Source organism: Gemmatimonadaceae bacterium (assembly GCA_020846935.1).
Taxonomy (GTDB): Bacteria; Gemmatimonadota; Gemmatimonadetes; order Gemmatimonadales; family Gemmatimonadaceae; genus RBC101.
This window is the reverse complement of the sequence record JADLCY010000010.1, coordinates 1-18,953: the sequence shown is the minus strand read 5'-3', so window position 1 is coordinate 18,953 and position 18,953 is coordinate 1. Positions and strand designations below refer to the sequence as shown.

Here is an 18,953-nt window from a genome sequence, read left to right as displayed (position 1 = left end):
TGCCATGACCACTCCCCCAGACCGCAACCGCGTCCTCGTCACGACCCAGTGGGTCCAGGAACATGTCAACGATCCCTCGGTGCGCATCGTCGAGATCGATGTCGATACCAAAGCCTACGATGCCGGGCACATCCGCGGCGCGGTCGGCTGGAACTGGCAGACGCAGCTCCAGGATCGGGTCCGGCGTGACATCGTCGGTCGCGAGGCGTTCGCAGCCCTGCTCGGCGCGTCGGGGATCGCGCCCAGCCACACCATCGTGCTCTACGGCGACAACAACAACTGGTTTGCGGCGTACGGCTTCTGGCTGCTCAAGCTCTATGGCCACGAGGACGTCCGGCTGATGGACGGTGGCCGCGTGAAGTGGCTCAATGAAGATGACAAGGAGCTGACAGTCGAACCGCCGGCCGTGACCCCAACCACGTACAACATCCAGGTGGAGCGACAGGAGCTGCGCGCGCGCGTCACCGACGTCCTTGGCGTGGTGCAGGCGAAGTCACAGGGCCTCGTGGACGTGCGGAGTCCGGCGGAGTTCACCGGAGAGGTCATCGCGCCCCCGGGCATGTCGGAGACGGCACAGCGCGGTGGACACATCCCCGGCGCGCGCAGCATTCCCTGGTCCACCGCGGTCGCGGCGGACGGCACGTTCAAGAACGACGCCGAGCTGCGCCATGCGTACGTGACATCCGGCGGCGTGGACCTCTCGCGACCGGTGATCGCGTACTGTCGTATCGGCGAGCGTTCGAGCCACACGTGGTTCGTGCTCAAGTACCTGCTGGGCGTCGAGAACGTGCGGAACTACGACGGATCGTGGACGGAATACGGCAACCTCGTGGCCGCCCCGATCGAGCTGGGGGCTCCGGCGCCCGCCGCGGGCTGAGCCACACACGAGGGCGGATCCAACGGCGCATGGCGGATCCACACGCCACATCGTGGATTCGCCCAATGCCCGTGCGCGACGTCCGGGAACGCGCGATCACGCGGCGGCCGCCCAGCGACCGTGCAGAGCTGGTGCGGCCGTCGCGACCGCACCAGCCTGCGCGCCGAGGCCTGAAGGTCAGTTCGTGCCCGTCACCTCGAACCAGATGTCCACGCGACGATCGAAGTCGTTTTCGTCCTTCTTTGAATCCTTGTATGCCGGGTCGTCCTCGCCATGCGCCGCGAGGATGATCTTTGCCTCGCTCCCGAGTTCGTCGCGGAACAGCTTCTGTACCTTTTCGGCACGGCTGCGCGAGAGTTTCTGGTTCATCTCGCCCTTCCCCGTCGCACTGGCGTACCCCTCGATGTTGATCGGAAGCGTCCCGGCCCGGAGCCGCTTGTAGCGTACGTCCTGCTCCGTCCTCAGCCGGCGGAGCCATGACTTCACGCGGCTCATCTCCTTCTCGGCGATCACGTCGGACCCGACCTTCTCGAAGAACACGACCGTGCGCACGACCTGGTTCGCCGGAGGCTTGCCAGACGTGGTCTTCACGTTCGCCAGCGTGGCGCCGGCCACGAAGTCGATCGAGACGCGCTCGTTCTTGTCGAGCGAGAAGCCGACGTCTCCGTCGGCCTCGACGAAGACCTTTCCCTTGAAGTCGTAGTACTTGTCGCCGAGTCCGGGGTCCCACTTGCCGCTGAGCACGAACTCGATGCGGGCCACCTCTGCCTTGAGTGTGGTGGCGTTCTTCGCCTTGAAGTCCGCGGTGAACTGCCCGCTCGTCATTTCGGAGGAGCCCTGGATCACTCGCGAGATCTGGGCGTTCTTGATGTCGTAGCCGTTGTATTCGAAGTCGATCAGCAGCTTGAAGTGGTAGGTCTTGGCCCCGGCAATGTCGAGCCGTGCCACGTCTTTCACGCCGGATCGCGGCGCCGTGGCCTTGAGCTTGAGTTCCGCCGTCTTGCGGGTCCACTGGCGTGACGACGCCGTGTCATCGTGCATGAACTCGGCGATCTCGCCGGTCACCGCAAAGCGGCCTTCCTCCGCGCGCTTGGTCAGCTTGTTGAAGATGCCGCGCGCGATGTCTTCTCCCTTTTCGACGATCTTGTCGATGATGTCCATCTGCTGAGCGCCGGACGCGCCCAGGGCAAAGCCGAGTGCGGTGGCATCACCCGGCGTCACGATGCCATCGGCAGCGCCGCGATCGCGGTCCTTCTGGAACCGGATGAACGCCATCGCCGTCCCGGCTCCGAGGTCGCCGTCTACCTTTCCCTTGTAGTACTTCTTCGGGTGACTGGCCAGTCCGTCCTGCAACTTGCGCACGTCTTCGCCCTGCGAACCGAAGCGGAGCCGCTCGATCGACGGCGGCGATCCGGCACATAGGCGAGCCTCTCGACCCGTCAGCAACATGTACGCGAACTTGCGGCCGTCGTCCTTCGAGAGACTGGCGTTGTCGAGGCCCAGCGCCTTGCGGAACGCGGCCCACGCGCCCGACGGCACGTCCCCGCTCGAGGTGCCAGGCACCGTCGAGCACCCCGCCGACGAATAGTCCGGCACGGTCGACGTCCCCTGGTTCACCGGGACGAGGCCCGGATGAATGTTGTTGAACGGCGTGGTCTGGTCCCAGGTATCCATCACGGTGTACGACAGGTTGTCCTGCGTCCGCAGCACCACCAGTTCCGACGCATTCCGCAGCGCGCCGAGCACTCGGCTCTTCTTTCCTGGACGGTGCGTACCCACGACCAGGCTGTAGCGGCCGGTGGGCTGCTGGTTGGCGCGCCGCGCGTGGTTCTGGCGGTACGCCTCCATGTACTCCCAGTTAGGCACCGTCGATGCACTGAACGCGACCACCTTCCCCGTCACGCGGTCCCACACGCCGATCACGCAGCGATTGTCCGCGTGATTCGGCACGGCTTCGCGCACCCGGATCGCATCGCTCCAGTCGGTGACGTCGTTGTCGAGCGTGCATCCGCGCAGGCCAATGACCACGCGCTGATCAACGCCGTCGAAGGCAAAGCGATTGAACGCCGCGAGACGCTTGAGCACGCGCGCCGTGAGGTCGAACGGCGTGGTGTCGATGGCGACCCCGAGGTGACGATAGTCCGGCGCTGAAGCATCCGCGGGCCATCGCACGTCGGCAGCGGTCAGTGGCCGCGGCGCCTTGAGGCCATTCGCGTACGCGGACGCCGCGCGCGCCACCGGGACGCCCGAGTCCTGCTCAGCGTCGGTTGGCTCGAACTCGTCGTCGATGACCGTCGCATGGCGACCGGCCGACAGTGACTCGGCGTACGATGCCGATTTGCCGCGCACCAGACCGAGGACGCCGAGCCCTGCGGTCGTCGGCCAATGCACGATCTGGATACGCACCGGGCGCCCCGGAGTCAGTGCCTCCGACTCATACTTGCGCAGGAAGGTGTCGAACCGCTCGGAGTAGGTGCGGCCCCCCGCCGGATCGATGACGTCGATGGTGGTGCCGGTCGGTGTGCCATCCCCGTGAATCCCCGCCATCACACGCGCGTGAATCGCGAACCCGGCCGTCGGGTCTTCGTCGGTGGTGATCCACAACGGGCCGTATGAGCGCAGCAGGCTCTCCCATCCCCAGGGCGCGCGGCTCTGTGGCAGTTGGTAGGCCAGACCCATCGCCGAAAGGAAGGCGGCCTTCTCGGAGCCCAGCAGCCCCTGGTTGCCGTTGAACTTCGTCACGTAGCTGGCGCCAGCCGCTTGAAGGGCGGTAGGAATGGTCATCGACTGCTGCTTCTTCCACATGACCATGATCGTGGCCACGGTCGCCCAGCAGGTCATTCCTGACGGTTGCGCGATCGCCTGCACGATGCCCGGGACGCGGTAGTCGACGGCCTGCGAGGCGCGCGCGAGCTGAGGCTGCAGGCCCGGCGGCGGATTGGAGGGCGCGCTCGGCGCCGCAGTCAGCGGCGGGGCGGTTGCCGCCGGCGGCGCCGTCAGCGGTGCACGCTTCCTGGCTCGTGCCTTGCGCTTGGGGCGCCGGGGACGCGGGCCTAACGACTTCTCGAGTTCGAGGAGGGAATTGGACATGTGGCCTCGCTCAACGCGCCTCGCTGTGGGAAGCGGCGTCCGGTGGAATGGCCTGCGTGGGTGGCGGTACCGACTCGGGAGCGGCCGCGCGGGGCGCGAGGCCGACCAGGTCCGTGATGAGCTGCGACGTCGGCGTGGGCGGCGTTGATGTCGGTGTCGGCGGCGCTGGCTCGCGTGCCACCGCCGCGTCCAGCTCGCGATCCAGCGCGCTGAACATCTGCGAGAGCTGCACCGCCGGCAGGCGAAACTCGGTCGCGTAGTTCATCCCTTTCGCCATCGCGTCAAAGACCGCATGTCCCCTGGCAGCGGCGAGCGGTGGCGCGCTCGATTCGTCGGCAGCGGCCTCCGGCGGCGTCGGCGCCACGTCCTGCGGCGCCGTGGTCCGTGCGGCCAGCTCCGCGAGGTCCCGCTCGACGGCTTCCATTTGCGCGCTGAGTGACAACGCGGGTGACTCGATCGGTGCGCTCCTGGCAGCGGAGAACCTCGAAGGAGCCGGCCCTGGATGCACGCGACCACTGGCTTCACTGAGCGTGGCCCGCGTCTCGGTCTCGATGCCACGCGACGACAGGGGCTGCTCCTCCTCGTCCGCAGGCGCGTCGTCTTCAAACGCTTCGACGTGGTAGGTGTCGTCGAGCGCGTGTGCGACCACGGGCGCGGACTCGGCCGGCAGCGGCACGAGCCCGGGGTCCTGGCGCGGAAGGTTGTGCTCGCAACGGATGGGCGCGCCGGTATCGAACGACTGCGCGTAGGGCGCGTCGGTGCTGCCGCGGCGCCTGGGTCGCGCCGGGTGACTCGCTGGCGCGGCTGGAGGCGACATCTTGCGGCTGGATCGGTGCCCCTTGCGCGCGGTGTCGCGCGCGGACGAGCGAGCGAGCAGCTCGTCCAGGGCAAACAGCGAGGTCAGGCGGTTCTGCATCGGGCCACTCCTCAGGCGTGCACGTCGAGCGTGATGACGGCGTAGGGATCCAGGGCAATGCGCAGCGTGTTCAGGCCGGGTTTGAGGACATCGGGATCGACCACCATGCGCAGTTCGCTCGCCGTCGCGCTCACAAAGGTCACCGGCGATCCATTGAGCTGTGCCAACGGGAACTCCCCGGTCGACGAGGCGGTCGCGAGGTTGCTGCCTTCCAGCGTGAGGTGCGGCGACGACTCGTCGCCCACGAGCATCGCCTTCGCCACCACCGGCGCGCTCTGCCGGCGTCGGGTGCGATTGATGATGTTGGCGAGCTTCGTGTAGTCGACGGACCCGCCCGCGCGCTTGAGGTCCACGTTGCGCTTCTCCATGCGTTCGATGTCCTTCACCGTGGTGACGCCGATCCGGCGCAGGTCCTGCTTGGTCTGGTCGTCGATGTCGTCCATCACCTCGATGGCGATGTCGTCCCGGCTCGGGGGTTCGGTGGTCGTTTCGCGGATCTGTCGATCAGTGATCGATCCGAGCTGAAAGGCGATCCGGGCCGCGCCCGATTCGCCGGGTCCGGCGGTGGCAAACCGCAGTTCCCTGCCGTCGAAATCGGGAAAGAGCTGCAGTTCGAGGTTGAGGTCGCGCACGGTGTAGGTGAGCCGTCGGTTCATTCCCTTGAGCGCGAGCGTGTCCTGCGCGCGATCGAGCTCCATGATCAGCGAGTCCAGAAAGGCGTTGAGCCGCCAGCTCGGACCGCCCTTAGCCATCGACGTCGCGCTCCACGCGCAGCCGCAGTCGATGGAACACCGGCATCACCGACGTCGCGATGTATTGCGTCGGCGGCGAGGCCACCACATTCCCGTCGGGCCGCACGTGGCATTCGATCGCGAGGTCCAGCGACACCTGGTCGATCTCCATCATCTGCGACTCTGCCCCTTCGTCGTCGTCCGGATCGCTCTTGGGCACCAGCCCGCCGAGCAGCAGCGCCAACGGCGGAAGGTCGTCCGGGTCGTCGGTTGGGGTGACCATGGGCGCGATCACGGCTCTTCGCGTTCGGGTTTGCCTTTGCGCGGCGCCAGGTTCACCGGCGCCAGGCCCACCAGCTTGTCGAACACCACCTCCTGCCCATCGAGCATCACGAGCGGCGGCGCGTCGGCCATGGCCCGCGTGAAGCCCGAGGAGAACACCGGAAAGTCGTTGCGGATCATGAGGTCGTCCTCGTGCCGATGACGTGGATGGACACGGGTACCGGGAAGAACACGCGCTCCTCCACGAGCTCACGCACGTGCGCATCGGCGTCGGTGGACGCCGCCTTGAGCAACACCACCTCGTGCAGCTTGACTTCGGGGTAGACCCAAAGCGTCGCCGACACGCCGGCCTTGCCCTTGAGCGACCCATGGAAGCGCGCCGCGGTGTGGAAACGCGACACGAAGTCGCTGCCGGCGAGTGCCTTGAGCTGTGCCTCGCCCAGCGCCTTGCCGGTCGAGACGAGCGGGATCAGGGCATTCAGCGCGGCCAGGCTCGCGGTCATGCCGCTCCGCAACCGGCCGCGTTTCACCTTGCCCTCGCCTGCCTCAAACTTCGTGCTGGTTGCAATCGGCGCGTTGGCGTCCTTCTTCGGATCGAGCACGTAGAAGTACTTGCCCTCGAGATCGACCCGGAAATGCGTCGGGTCGAACGCTCCCTGCCATACCTTGTGCCAGAACGGACGATGCTTCGCGACGTCGTTGAGCGGTATCACCTTGCCGTCCTCGACCCGGTCGAAGATGTACTCACCGACGAGCGTGATCAGTTGCATGCGACTCGTCCCCACGATGCTGCCCTTCTTTGTCTTCCAGGTGAGCCACGCGCAGATCAGGTACTCTTCGCCGGCCCTGAGCCTGGCGGTGTCTTCTTTCGTAAGCGCCGCGCGCGCCGCCAGGCGACCGGAGGTCACCGACGGAACCTCCACGGTACGCCGCGCGAGGATCGCCCGCGTCGCCACGTGCTTCACCTGCAGGGTGATTCGAGCGCCGGTTACCGGCCGCGGCGTCTGCACGTCGAACGGGAAGGCGATCTCCTCCCCCAGGCGATAGCACACGCGCGTGCGGCCGTGGATCATCACCGGTGAGGCGCCAGCGAACGTGAGCGTCACCGATTCGATGCGCCGATACCGCGGCTCACCCTTCTCCTTCGAGACACCCGGTTCGAGCGACGAGGCGAAGCCAAGGCCCTTGAGCAAGTCATCCACCGGCGCGTGGACCCCCATGGGGTTGAGCGCCCGCAGGTGCTCGTTCTCCTGCTTGTTGTGCTCGAGCCCGAGGTTCCCGATCTCCTTCACGCCGTTGGTGACGGCGCCGATGATCTTTGACGGGTCGGTGTGCTCGAGGATCGCCTTGATCGTTTCGGGGTTCGCCACCTTCTCGAGCAGCGGCATGAGCGCCGGGAGCGCCGCAAGCAACGCCGGCGCGACCGCGGCGTGTGAATATCCGTCGCCGAGGGCCAGCGCTTTGGCCTGCGCCGGTGCGTTGGCCGGCTGCGGGCTCCTGAGCTGCTCGAGGAGCTGTGCGATCAGCTGGAGCGTTTCGGGCTTGACGAGGGTTTCGATGCCGGGCGGCGCGGCGACGACGCCACGTGCGCCGCCGATGATCTGCGACACGAGCCCGCCGATATCGGGAGCCGCACCTCCGCCAGCCACCTTGCCCACGTTCACGATCGCCGGCAACACCTTGGCCGCCAGCTTGCCGATCACCGGAATGAGGGAACCGAACAGCATCGCGTTCGAGAACGCCGGCACCTCGCGATACGCCATGGGCTCCGCCCGCTGCCATGGCGCCGGAGCGCCGTACGATGTTGCGTCCGAATAGGTGTCCATGGCCATGCTCACACCGAAAGCAGGGAGTGGAAGGTCGTCGCGTACGGGACCGGCCACGCTGACGCGGACGATGTCTGACCAGGCCGGGCCCTCGCGGGCGCGCGTCCTGAACGAGGTGACCTGCAGGTTCCGATGGTCGCGATCGAACCGCTCGCGGGGCACGAGCAGCGTCGTGCGCCCGAACGACGACTCGGGCAACGGGCCAAACAGCGCCGAGGTGTACGAAGGCTCGTCCAGCTGCGGAAACCCTGACGCGCGGCTGATGCCCGCTCCGCCAATGACAAACTGGTGGTAGCGGTTGCTGCCGAGTTCGAGGTCGAAGGCCAGCGCCCCCGATGGCCCTGGCACGCGGGCCGGCCGCAGGATGGCGAGCGCCATGACTCAGACACGGGGCGGCAGCGCGGGCGGACCCGGCGGCAGTGGAGCAACCGCACCCGGAGCGCCGCCGACCGCCGCACGGTCCGCGGCGGTCACGCCCGAGTACATGCTCGCGAAGTTGTCGAGCTTGAAGTAGTCGCGCTTGAAGATGATCTCCACCTCTCCCGCCAGCTTGGCCTCGAGGCTGGTGGTGGCCGTGCTCTTCGCCGATGAGATGCTGATCTGCGTCTTCGAGTCGCTCCGGGTGTGCCCCCCACTCGGGCCGCCAAAGATCGAGCCGATGAGGCCCCCGCTCGCCTTCATGGACGTGCCCGAGGAGTGCGCCTCCTTCATCGCCGCCTTGTCGGCCTTGTCAATCTTCTCACCCGCCTTGATGTCGAAGAGCACCGACGCTTTCACCTTGCCGCGCTCGACCACCAGCCGTGAGATGCCCATCAGGATGGTCTCGCGCAACAGTGCCCGTTGCTCCTTGGCCATCGCGATCTTGGCGTCCATGATCTTCGCCTTGATCTCGTTGTCCCCGATGTCGACACGCTGGCCGTCCTTGGTGGTGAGCACCGTGCCCTGCGGATTCTTGTCGCTCTTCTCGTTGTCGTCGAAGTCGATCGAGAAGTCGTCGCCCTGGTTTTCCGCGAGGTAGCCGAAGGCCGCGGTGTTGTCGACCGCGTTGGCGAACTCCGCGACCGACTTGGTCGCGGTCTTCAGCAGCTTCTGGTACGCCTCCATCTGCTGGATCGTGACCTGCAGGTTGGCGTCGAACACACCCTTCAGCAGATCACGGACAAACTTCGGGAAGTCGACGTTCTCGATGAACTCGCCGGCCAGTTCGCCGGCCTGGTCGATGCGTCGGTTCTCGTGGCGCCGGTCGTTGATCAGGTCCGAGGCCCGCTTTGGCTTGGGCGGGCCGGCCAGCGCGCCGGAGAGGTCGGCGCCATTGGGCGCCGACAGCTCGCGCACGTGTTCGTCGACCAGCGACTTGTATACGCTCAGCTTGTCGTTCCATGGCATCTCATGGAACTGCGGGAGCTGGGCGAGGACCTCCTGCGCCCTCGTGCGCGCGAGCGCCTGGACTTCATGCGTGCTTCCCATGGGTAATCCCCTCGCTCGGCGCGGTTACTTGTCCCAGTCGTCGGTGTCGTTCAGTTCAGCGTCGATGTCCGCCTCGTCCTCATCCTCCATCTCCGGGCCTGTCGATGGAGCCGAATCGTCGGTGGCCTGCGCGATGATCCACGCCTCGCTGGCCTCGAGGAACACCTGGAACTGCTGGTCGGTGACGCTGGACTGATCGAAGTTGGCGATCCACTGGTAGACCTTGTTGCCGTCCACCGCCGCCGAGCGGATGGCCGAGATGTTCGGCGACTCGTTGAACCACTCGCGAGACGCGCGCTCGATCACCGTCCACAGGCTCTTGCGCGATCCGGTGGAGAAGAACGGAATGGCGTGCTCCAGCACCTGCTTGGCCTCCAGCAGGTGGTGGTACATCTCCGTGATCTGCATGTGGGCCATGCCGGTCGCGTGTTCCGTCAGGTTGTATTGCAGCTGCTTGGTGGCCTGATGGATCGGCTGCCGCGACACCAGGCGATCGGTGCTCGCGTTCTCCTCGGAACGGCGCAGGAAGTCGGTGGCCTTCTCCATCAGCGCGCCCCAGAGGTCCGGGAACGCCTCGTTCTCCACCATGCCCGAAAGCAGGTTGCCGTCGCCCTTGGACAGGATGCGCCGGTACATCATGGCGCGCTCCTCCGGCGACACGCGTTCGCTGCGGAGCTTCCAGTACCGATACAGGTCCGCGCTCGGCCGACCCGGCTCGGCGTCGAATGTGCCGTTGGCCCAGCGCAGGACCAGCGCGTCGGCGAGACGGAACATGCCCAGCCGCTCGCCGAGTTCGTACACGTAGTCGAGGGCACCGGCCGCGAGGATGTTCTGCGGCACCACACCCTGCTCTTCGACGGCGTCGAACGTGTCGACCGTGAAGTCCCAGTCGTTGATCGCGCCCCGCTGCCGCACGTTATCGATAGGGTCCGTCGTCGCGCCCCCACCCGCGCGCGTGGCGTGGTTGTAGGCCAGCGCGAAGTACTCGTCAAAGCGTGAACGGTCGCCCGAGGTCAATCCGCCATCGGGAAACGCCACGCCCAGATCCTTGAGGTACGCGATCATCCGCTTGCGGATCGCCGGCGTGAACCGCTCGGCTTCCACCTCCCCGCGGGCCACATACGAGTCGATCGCGTCGCTGATGGTGAGCGTGGAGCGCCCGAGCGCGATGAGCGACACGACCAGCTCCTCGACCTTTGGCACCGGGATCGGGATCTCGCGCGCTGCCACCTCGCGCACGACCTCCGTCTTCACGCTGTCGGCGAGGCTCAGTCCGCGCGCCTTGACGACCGCGTCGACCAGACGCGTGGCGTATTGCGCACGCAAGCCGTCGGTCGCATCCAGCCCACGCAGCACGAAATCGACGAGTCCGGCCGTGTCGTCAAAGTTGACCGTGCGGCGGCGCGCCGTCGACAGTGTGGCTTCGGATGCTCCTGGCGCCTCGACGACGGCAAGCCCCTTTTCGAGGATGTTCGCGTACACCGCCGGGATCGACAGGAGCAGTCGCTGCGTCCGATCCAGACCGCCGATGTTGAGCTTCGCCGTCGCCTTGCCGACGGCCTCGACGAGCCCCTCGGCCTTGAGCTTCCTGTCGACGCGCGCGACCGTGGCATCGCCGCCCGCCGCGTCACCGATCGCGATGATGCTTCGGGCGACGAAGCCCTCCGGCACCTCTGGCGGAGGTTGCACGGCAAGCACCCCGCGGCGCTTCACCGCGTGTCCGTTGAGGAAGCCCAGGCCCGCCAGTCGCGAGGGGGCAGAGGTCGGGGTGGTTGGATTCGTCATGGTCGGGCCCTTGGCTGGCTCATCGTCGGTGGATGTTGCAGTGGTCGTGCTCGCGGCGGCTGCACCTCGCGCCTTGGGTTCCCTGGCATGTGGTGGTGCCGCCTCGCGGTCCGGTGGCGCGCGTTCTCCCTCGCGCGGCGCCTTGGGGTCGCGGCGCTTCTCGTGTTCCTTGTCCCCGCGGTCTCGTGGTGCCATTTCATGCCGCCTTGCGCTGCATGGCGCCAAGGCGGTGGTCGAGCAGGCGCACCGCGTCGAGGATGTTCACGCGGCCAAATCCGGCCTTGGGGTGCTTGAACTGTGCGTCGACGCGGTCCGCCGAGTGTTTGAGGACGTGCTTGATCTGCGCATCCCTGAGCCGCACGCCGAACCTCGCGCGCGCGTAGGACGCGAGCAGCGCGGCAGCGCCCGCCACGAAAGGCGTCGCATGCGAGGTCCCGGTGCTGTGCGCGTATTCGTTGTCCAGGTACGTTGAATAGATCTGGGTGCCTGGGGCCACGAGGGACACCTGACGGCCAAAGGTGGAGTACGACGCCACCGACCCGTCATCGCTCGTGGCTCCGACGGCGATCACGTGCGGGAGCGCGCCGGGGTAGTAGAGCTCCTCGCGACCGTCGTTCCCCGCCGCCGCAACGATGGTGACGCCCTTGCGACGCGCATACTCGACCACGTCGACGTGCGGCACGCCGCCGCCGGAACGCCGCACGCCGAGGCTCATGTTGATGATCGTCGCGCCCTGGTCGACCGCCCATTTGATCGCGACGTTGATGTTGTCGACGAGCCCAGCACCCACGCGTTTGTCTCCCTGGCGCAGCGCGCCGAGCACGCGGACGGGCAGGATGCGACACCGAGGCACCACACCACGCGGCATGGCGCGCCCGGCCGCGGCGAGGATGCCGGCGACGTGCGTGCCGTGCCCCACGGCGTCGGTGGGGTCATCGTCGGCGTCGAGGTAGTCACCGAGGAACGAGCCGGCGCCGTCGAGGATGTCGACGAAGTCGCGGCCCGGCAGGAGCCGCCCGGCAAACTCCGGATGCGGCAGCCACACGCCCGTGTCCAGCACCGCAACGATCACTCCCGGATCGCCCATCGAATACGCCTGTGCCTGCTCGAGGTAGATGGCTTCCCGCGACTGTCGGTCGGTATCCACGCTCAGGCTCGCTACGACGGGACTCGGGAGGTCAGCCTTGCCGATGGCGCCGAGCCGCACGTACTCGACGCTTGGCACGAGCGCGATGTCGGCGATGAGCTGCGGCGGCAGCGTGCGGTCTTCGGCCAGCACGAGGCGATAGACCCGGTCGAGCCCGGCGGCGATCTCGTCGGGCGACCATACGGTGCCGCGCGGCGCGTAGGCTCGCGTGGCCAGGACCGGCACCGCGTACTTCGCCAGCAGCCGGGCCACCGCGGCGTCGGGAGGCACCTCCGTCCCCGCCTTGTCGCGGATCGCGTCCTCCCAGTAGGGAACGTCAGGCGTGGGCGCGCCGGCCTTGAGCTTGAGTTCGAGGTGCGGCTTCACGCGCCGACTCCGTTGTGGTGGCCGGCCGGCCGCCGGGTGCGTCGATAGAACCGTACGCCGTCCTGTTCCGAGCGCTCCAGATAGCCTTCGGCGACCAGCCCGTCGAGCACGCGCGCGATGCGGCGCACCTCGATCTCGATGCGCTGGCGCAGGATCCACCACTCGGCGATTCCGTCGAGCGTATCCATCGCCGTCGGGTGGTCGTCGAGGTAGCCGAGCACGAGTTCACGCACGTCGGCATCCAGGGGAGGTTCGCTGGGGCGCGGCTGGGAGTCACTCACGCGGATGAGTGAAGGCAAGGGCGATGCCGTGCGGCCTGGCGTGCGTCAAGCGTTGGCCCAGCAACGCGTTAGGCATCGCGGCCCGTGGTGCCCGCGCCCGTCGCCCGGGGTCGAGCCGCCCCATGGCAGAAGGGCGCATCCGTGCGCAGCGGGAGAGGCACGAGCGGCGCGCAGATGAGGTGGGGCGCCAGCGCCCCCCGTGAGGCGACCGGCCCCCACCTCTCAGATCGCGTGCTTGCGCAGCAGTCGACGAAAGTCGCGGCGTTCCTTGCCTGCCTGACGAGCAGCTTGGCTCACGTTCCCGCCACAACTCGAGAGCAGGCGCGCGAGGTAGTCGCGCTCGAAGCGCACGAGCGTCTCGCGCTTGAGGTCGCTGTAGGGCCTCGAGAGGTCGATGACGCGCTCCGGTTCCACCGCCGGGGCGCGCACCGGCGTCGCGCGCGCTCGCAGCCCCAGATCGTCGGCGCGAATCACTCCATCTTCGCACAGGCTCACGCCGCGCAGGACCGCGTTCTCCAGCTCCCGCACATTGCCCGGCCACGGGTGTCGCAGCAGCGCCGCCTTGCTCTCCGATGCGAAGCGGATGGTGCCCGACTCCCCGGCGAACTTGAGCAGGAAGTGGTAGGCGAGCGGCAGGATGTCGTCGATCCGCTCGCGCAGCGGAGGCAGCGTCACCGTGAGCACGCTCAGCCGGTAGAACAGGTCCGAACGGAAGGTGTGCTGTTCCACCAGATCCCAGAGGTCGGTGTTCGTGGCCGCCACCACTCGCACGTCGACATGCTGCTCGTCACTGGAGCCGAGCGCGCGATATGAACGGTCCTGGAGCACGCGGAGCAGCGCGACCTGGGCGCGCGGTGTCAGCGCATCCACTTCGTCGAGAAACAGCGTGCCGCCGTGGGCTCGCCGCAGCAAGCCAGCGCGCGCCGTGCGTGCGTCGGTATAGGCGCCGCGCGCATGGCCGAAGAACTCGTCTTCGAGCAGCCCGTCCGGGAGCGAACCGCAGTTGACCGCGGTGAACGCGTCCCGGCTTCGGCCGCTCAGGTAGTGGATCGCACGCGCCACGAGTTCCTTGCCCGTGCCCGTCTCGCCGCTGAGCAGGACCGTGGCGTCGCTGCGTGAGAGGACGGGGAGTCGCTGGACAACCGCGCGAAAGCTGGGCGCTTCGCCCACCAGCTTTCCCAGGGCATGCGCGCGCTGAAGGCGGTCGATGGTATCATCGGCCCCCCGCCTGACGACGCTCGGCGAGTGATGCTGCTTTTCGCCCGGGCCGCGGCCCTGCTCCACACCGCCCACGTCTTCCTCTCCCTGTCGTGCGCTCGGAGAGAGCTACAGGCTCTGAGCGGGTCGTCAAGCGAGGTCGGCCATGCGCGACATCGTGCTCGAGCGTAGGGCTCCGGTCATTGTGACTCGCGACACCAACACTCGATAGCAAGACGCGTTCGTTCGGATGCGCCTTCGGCTCGGCCTGCGAAGCAACGTACTCAAGTACACCAGAGCCATAGTACTACCGTTCAGCGAACTTAGGGCGGAACAGGCCCAGACCGAAGCTGCTCGAGTGGCCGAGCCTGATTGGACCTTCGACCGGAGTCGTGAAGCGTAGCCGGATCATCTGTCCGCGTCGGTCCCCTGTGAACTCGCGAGGATCGGCTCCCAGTCGAGGGACGTGTACGGCCGCCCAAGAGGGAACACCGAGCAGCTCGATCTCTGCGTTGAACCGATCCCGCGCTGCATGAGCTCCCGACGGACCTGGTCCTGAATCGACTCCTCATCGCGCTCTTTCCCTCCACGACGGTGGCGCCGCGGCGGAACGTATGGCGTCACCGACTCCCAGATTGTTGTGGCGGGCCGTCCGTCGAACCCTGGTGGCGGTGGCACCGCCCGATCCAAAGGGACCAGTCGCACCTTCCACACTTCGGCATCTGAGCGACGCAGTGCCCATGACATGGCGCGTGCCGCTGCGAGAGCGACGGCCTCAGATTCCTCTGCATCGAACGGACGCGAACCACGCCAGACCAGAAACCGTGTTGGCCGGTCATCTTCCCACCACACCAGAAATTCTGCGTTGCGATGCCCCTGCCGGGCTGCGCCGTTGGCATCCTTGCCGATCATGTCGGCAATCGCCTCGCGCACATCGCGGCCGGCTCCCGTCCAGCTTCCTGAGGCGTCACCCGTCTTCAATCGCAGCACTTCACGGAGTACGGACCCACGAGAGCGCGCAGTGAGTCGCACGATAGCACGACGTTCCGGCGCGACGTTCCAGCCGATCGCAAACTGCATCAGGTGACAGCCCGAGCGATGTTCCGGCACGCGACGGCGCTCGCGGACTGCGGGCCGCGCGGGTCGTACCGCGTAGAGCCACTGCGCGCCGGGGCGGAACTGAGCCATCTCGGATTTCGTGGACGCCTCACGTACCCTGGGTTCGGGGTGGAGGTGTTCGATGACGAAACCAGGCCAGGGCAGTCGCAAGGAGCGGCGCGTTACCGCGCGTTTGGTTCGGCGGACACGCAGGAAGTCGTCCAGCTGGTGCAGGCGCGTCGGCTGGCTGGGGTGGGCTTGGCCCAGGTCGCCCACGAGCTCGACGTCCGGGCGAATCGGCTCCGCCAGTGGCTGAAGCAGTTCGGACGCCCCGGGGAGGACCACGCGGGCGAAACGCCGCAGCACGAGTAGCGGCGCCTGCGCCGCGAGAATGCGAGGCTCCCGCAGGAGCGGGCGTTCGCAGAACATGTGGCTGCCGGTTCAACCGCTCGTAGCAACAGTTTTAGCAACTTCTCCGCTGGTGTCATGAATGATAGTGTCTTGCGTGGTCGGGCGTTCAAATGGCGAGCGATCGCGTTGAGCTGTGCTTGCGTGACCGCCGCGAGATCGGTGTCTTTCGGAAGGTATTGGCGCAGCAGGCCGTTGGTGTTCTCATTCGTCCCACGCTGCCACGGGCCTTGGGGATCGCCGAAGTAGACCGCGACGTCGGTGGAGACGGTGAAGCGCCGGTGGTGGGCCATCTCGAGCCCGCGCTCCCACGTGAGCGTTTCCATCATGCGACCCGGCAAGCCGCTGGACGTGGCGGGTCAGCGCGCGCGCAACCGTTTCCGCCTGCTTGCTTCGCACCTTGATGAGTTGGACAAACCGCGACTGCCGCTCGACCAACGTGGCGACGTGCGAGTTCCTCCGCGACCGTCCATGCTGATCCGGATCCCGTGATCGAGCAGGAGACCGGTGAACGCTGCGCTGGTGAATTGCACGCCCTGATCGGTGTTGAAGGTTTCGGGCCGGCCGTAGCGCGATCGCGTCCTCGACCGCCGCGATACCTAAGGCGCTGTCGAGCGTGATCGACAGGCGCCAGCTGAGGACCCGACGGCTGGCCCAATCCATCACGCCCGCGAGGTACACGAAGCCGCGCGCCATCGGGATGTCGGTGATGTCCATCGCCCAGACATCGTTCGGCCGGGTGATCACTCGATTCCCCAAGAGGTACGGGTACACGGGATGCGCGCGATGTCGGCGACTCGTGCCCGGCTGCGGGGCGATGGCGTTGGTCCCCATGGTGCGCATCAACGTCCCGAAGCGCCGCCGGCCCACGCCGGGGAACTCGGGTCGGAGCCCGCGCGCCCCGAACCAGGGCATCTCCAGGTGCACCGCGTCAATCCGGCGCATCAGCGCGAGATCGCATACCGAGGTCCGCCGGGGCGTGTAGTACACCGCGCCCCGACTGATCCCCAGCGCCGCCGCCTGCCGCGTGATCGGCAGAGCGTAGGCGCGGTCGATCATCGCTTGGCGCTCAGCAGGCCGGCCTTGCCGAACGCACGTTCTCAAAATCGCTCTCGAGCGCCAGCTCGCCCATCTTGGCAAGGAGCGTCTTCACCTCGACGGGCGGCTCGCGGGACCGGCCTGCCCCAAAGACCTCGGCGGCACTGGTGAGCAGTTGATCCACGCGGTGATCAGAGCGGCGTGGACGTCGAAGCGCTTCGCCAACTCAACGAGGGTACCTTCGTTCCGAATCGCCGCAAGGGCGACCTTGGCCTTGAAGGCCTGGGCATGACTGCGGCGAGCACGTCGGGCCATGATGCGGTCTCCTAAAGGAGTGAGCGAAATCTCGCTCGTGGAGCCCGCCGATCCAGCTATCTCACCTGTTCAGAAAACCGATGCCACTCCTTCCAAACCACTACAGAACCACTGCAAGGCTATCTGCGCGCGTGACCGACCCAAGGTGCGACTCCAGCAACTCGAGCCGAGCCTTCCATCCAAAAACAACCCGGAACCGCGATAGCAACATCTGTTGTCAACTGACGTCGCTTCAGTGAATATCGCTTGACGGTGCAACCTACGCCGCTTCCCCACGCTCCATTGGGCACCGCATACCAAAATTCAGAACCATCCTCCGATATGCCAATAGCGTGCATGGGGGCGGGTACCCAGCTACATGTTGCTTGGCACAGCGACAGCATCCGAACACTTGCAGGATCGTCAAAGATGTGGCTCAATGCGAGCGTCGAAAGGTCAAACCTATAGAAGCTTGTTGTCCCGTAGTTTGTTCCCCGTCCGACTGCTGTGATTGCAAACCCTCCGAGCGGAGACATCGTCCCCCACTCAGTAGCGGCGCCGCCGTAAAGTATGCCTGAAACAGGGTCGTTGTAGAGGTCAGGAATGTTCGCAAAGGTTGCTAGCGGAGCACTCTGAGCTCCCCCAGCGTCTATTCCGACGTCTGCGGTTATCAAAGCGGGGTTGCTGGCAAGAGTGAAGCGAGCGGTCAGGAGCGAGTCTCCTCCGTGAGATCGCCCTTGGCTGGAATTCGACGATCCACTGAAGCTAGGTGCTGAGATAGAGGGCCAAGATGCCGGGAGGATCTGCCACTGAGTACCATTGTGTCTGGCAAAGACCTGGTACGCCTGAGGCGTGGAACCAACGACCCGGCTCACAAGCTCTCGGCCGCCGTGCGTTATCCCTGCAAACTGGAACAGTGAGTCTTCAGGGAGGAGCAGATTCGCGATCGTGTCCAATGGCTGAAGTGAGGAATCACGGCGGGCGAGGAATCGGAAAATCCGGTTACCTGAAGTTGGCGGTTCGGCGTAGAGGTACGTCTTATTGCCACAAAGCCTCGCTCCGTTCTTGCGGCCAGCGATCCTTAGAGACTCATACGCATCTGGCACCCGGTATCCACTTCCGCCGCCTGCGCGAACTCCACCGCCTATCGCTCCCCGAAGAATGAGCTGACGCAGCTCCTGGGCGGTGAGCTGTGGATCGAAGCCAGCCAGCATTGCCGCAAGGCCTGACACCAATGGTGCTGCAAACGACGCGCCGCTCGATGTCGCTGTACCTGTCTGATTCGTCGGACGAAGAACTCCGACGCTATCGCCAGGCGCCGCCAAGTCAATGTAGGGAGAACCGACGGCCGCCGTGAGGAGCCCCCCGCTTCGGGTGCTGGCAGTCACGACCAGCACTCGAGTAGAGTCCTCATCCTTCATAAGAGGGAATGTAATATCTCTCGGATCTCCCCCGTGATTGCCTGAGGAGAGAACAAACAGTGGAGGCCGGCCGCCGACTGAGCCAGCGAGCATCATCCACTGAACTAGGGTCACAGCGTCTTGGAGATCGGCGGCGTTATTGCGGTTGACGCTGATCGCCAATGAGATGTTGATTACTCTAGCGCCTCGTCTCACCAAAGAGTCAGCGTGGGCTGCAATCGTGACACCTGCGGCGGCACTGCCGATTGGCCCCCCCATAGAGTCACGCAGCCGAGGATCCACCAGGTCGACTCGCCCGAGATATGCGGCTCCTGCCATCCCAACGCCGTTGCCTCCACGCGCAGCAGCCACCGAAGCGACCATCGCACCGTGCTGCATCGTATCATTTGGTGGAGGCGCATGTACCGCAGAGGCAATATTGGGAGTAAGGTCTGCTATCCCAGCCGGGAAGCCAAAATCGATTACACCGATCCGCGCCGTATCTCCCGTCGCGCATCCCCACGCGAGCGGAAAGCGCACCGCGTTGAGTCCCCAGTTGGGAGTGTGTTGAGTAGCAGGCGTCCCATCAGGGCGCCAAGACTGTGCAGTCCATGATGTGCCATTGTAGTGCTTCTCCACATATCGCGCTTTCGGGTGACCTGACGAAGTGACACTCTCCCATGGTTAGGCAGCTCGGCTGAGCTGCGCGATGTTCACTTGCCGTCTCGCCTCCCGCGCCCGCTGCAACTT

The 18,953-nt window shown here is 66.3% G+C and carries 16 protein-coding genes; 2 read left to right on the top strand and 14 right to left on the bottom strand.

The window, feature by feature from the left end; all coding sequences use genetic code 11:
- Positions 1 to 4: 4 nt before the first annotated feature.
- Positions 5 to 877, top strand: a complete 873-nt coding sequence (locus IT361_11420; GenBank protein MCC6318288.1) for a sulfurtransferase — start codon at positions 5 to 7, stop codon at positions 875 to 877.
- A 177-nt stretch (positions 878 to 1,054) separates the two neighbouring features.
- On the opposite strand, the gene IT361_11415 is transcribed toward IT361_11420, so the two are convergent.
- The 12 genes from IT361_11415 to IT361_11360 all read right to left on the bottom strand — a co-directional run bounded on the left by IT361_11415 (position 1,055) and on the right by IT361_11360 (position 15,800).
- Complete coding sequence (locus IT361_11415) at positions 1,055 to 3,967, bottom strand: OmpA family protein (protein MCC6318287.1); 2,913 nt, start codon at positions 3,965 to 3,967, stop codon at positions 1,055 to 1,057.
- Between the two features lie 10 nt (positions 3,968 to 3,977).
- Positions 3,978 to 4,883: a hypothetical protein gene (locus tag IT361_11410; protein MCC6318286.1), complete on the bottom strand. Its 906-nt coding sequence runs from the start codon at positions 4,881 to 4,883 to the stop codon at positions 3,978 to 3,980.
- 11 nt (positions 4,884 to 4,894) lie between these two features.
- Positions 4,895 to 5,635, bottom strand: coding sequence for a hypothetical protein (locus IT361_11405; GenBank protein ID MCC6318285.1), 741 nt, complete (start codon positions 5,633 to 5,635; stop codon positions 4,895 to 4,897).
- Complete coding sequence (locus tag IT361_11400; GenBank protein MCC6318284.1) at positions 5,628 to 5,897, bottom strand: hypothetical protein; 270 nt, start codon at positions 5,895 to 5,897, stop codon at positions 5,628 to 5,630. Before IT361_11400 ends, IT361_11405 begins: the two co-directional genes overlap by 8 nt.
- An 8-nt stretch (positions 5,898 to 5,905) precedes the next feature.
- Positions 5,906 to 6,076, bottom strand: a complete 171-nt coding sequence (locus tag IT361_11395; GenBank protein MCC6318283.1) for a hypothetical protein — start codon at positions 6,074 to 6,076, stop codon at positions 5,906 to 5,908.
- Entirely contained in the window at positions 6,073 to 8,100 is a 2,028-nt protein-coding gene (locus IT361_11390; protein ID MCC6318282.1) for a hypothetical protein, read from the bottom strand. Before IT361_11390 ends, IT361_11395 begins: the two co-directional genes overlap by 4 nt.
- Positions 8,101 to 8,103: 3 nt before the next feature.
- The gene (locus IT361_11385; protein ID MCC6318281.1) at positions 8,104 to 9,189 is read right to left on the bottom strand and encodes a hypothetical protein; all 1,086 of its coding nucleotides are present in this window, start codon (positions 9,187 to 9,189) and stop codon (positions 8,104 to 8,106) included.
- Positions 9,190 to 9,213: 24 nt separating this feature from the next.
- Positions 9,214 to 10,974 (bottom strand): hypothetical protein, encoded by a 1,761-nt coding sequence (locus IT361_11380; GenBank protein MCC6318280.1) that lies wholly within the window; start codon positions 10,972 to 10,974, stop codon positions 9,214 to 9,216.
- A gap of 196 nt (positions 10,975 to 11,170) precedes the next feature.
- Positions 11,171 to 12,487 carry a S8 family serine peptidase gene (locus IT361_11375; GenBank protein MCC6318279.1) on the bottom strand — a complete coding sequence of 439 codons (1,317 nt, stop codon included), beginning with the start codon at positions 12,485 to 12,487 and terminating at the stop codon, positions 11,171 to 11,173.
- Positions 12,484 to 12,675 (bottom strand): hypothetical protein, encoded by a 192-nt coding sequence (locus tag IT361_11370; GenBank protein MCC6318278.1) that lies wholly within the window; start codon positions 12,673 to 12,675, stop codon positions 12,484 to 12,486. The genes IT361_11375 and IT361_11370 overlap by 4 nt, the downstream gene beginning before the upstream one ends.
- A 315-nt stretch (positions 12,676 to 12,990) precedes the next feature.
- Positions 12,991 to 13,950, bottom strand: coding sequence for a sigma-54-dependent Fis family transcriptional regulator (locus IT361_11365; GenBank protein MCC6318277.1), 960 nt, complete (start codon positions 13,948 to 13,950; stop codon positions 12,991 to 12,993).
- A 1,295-nt stretch (positions 13,951 to 15,245) separates the two neighbouring features.
- Positions 15,246 to 15,800, bottom strand: a complete 555-nt coding sequence (locus IT361_11360; GenBank protein MCC6318276.1) for an IS30 family transposase — start codon at positions 15,798 to 15,800, stop codon at positions 15,246 to 15,248.
- Here IT361_11360 and IT361_11355 point away from each other — a divergent pair.
- On the top strand, positions 15,784 to 15,963 hold the full coding sequence (locus tag IT361_11355; protein ID MCC6318275.1) for a hypothetical protein: 180 nt from the start codon (positions 15,784 to 15,786) through the stop codon (positions 15,961 to 15,963). The two genes, IT361_11360 and IT361_11355, sit on opposite strands and share 17 nt — an antisense overlap.
- Before the next feature lie 577 nt (positions 15,964 to 16,540).
- Here IT361_11355 and IT361_11350 read toward each other — a convergent pair.
- Both IT361_11350 and IT361_11345 read right to left on the bottom strand, forming a co-directional pair.
- Positions 16,541 to 16,693, bottom strand: a complete 153-nt coding sequence (locus IT361_11350; GenBank protein ID MCC6318274.1) for a hypothetical protein — start codon at positions 16,691 to 16,693, stop codon at positions 16,541 to 16,543.
- A gap of 250 nt (positions 16,694 to 16,943) precedes the next feature.
- Complete coding sequence (locus IT361_11345) at positions 16,944 to 18,602, bottom strand: S8 family serine peptidase (protein ID MCC6318273.1); 1,659 nt, start codon at positions 18,600 to 18,602, stop codon at positions 16,944 to 16,946.
- Positions 18,603 to 18,953: the final 351 nt, after the last annotated feature.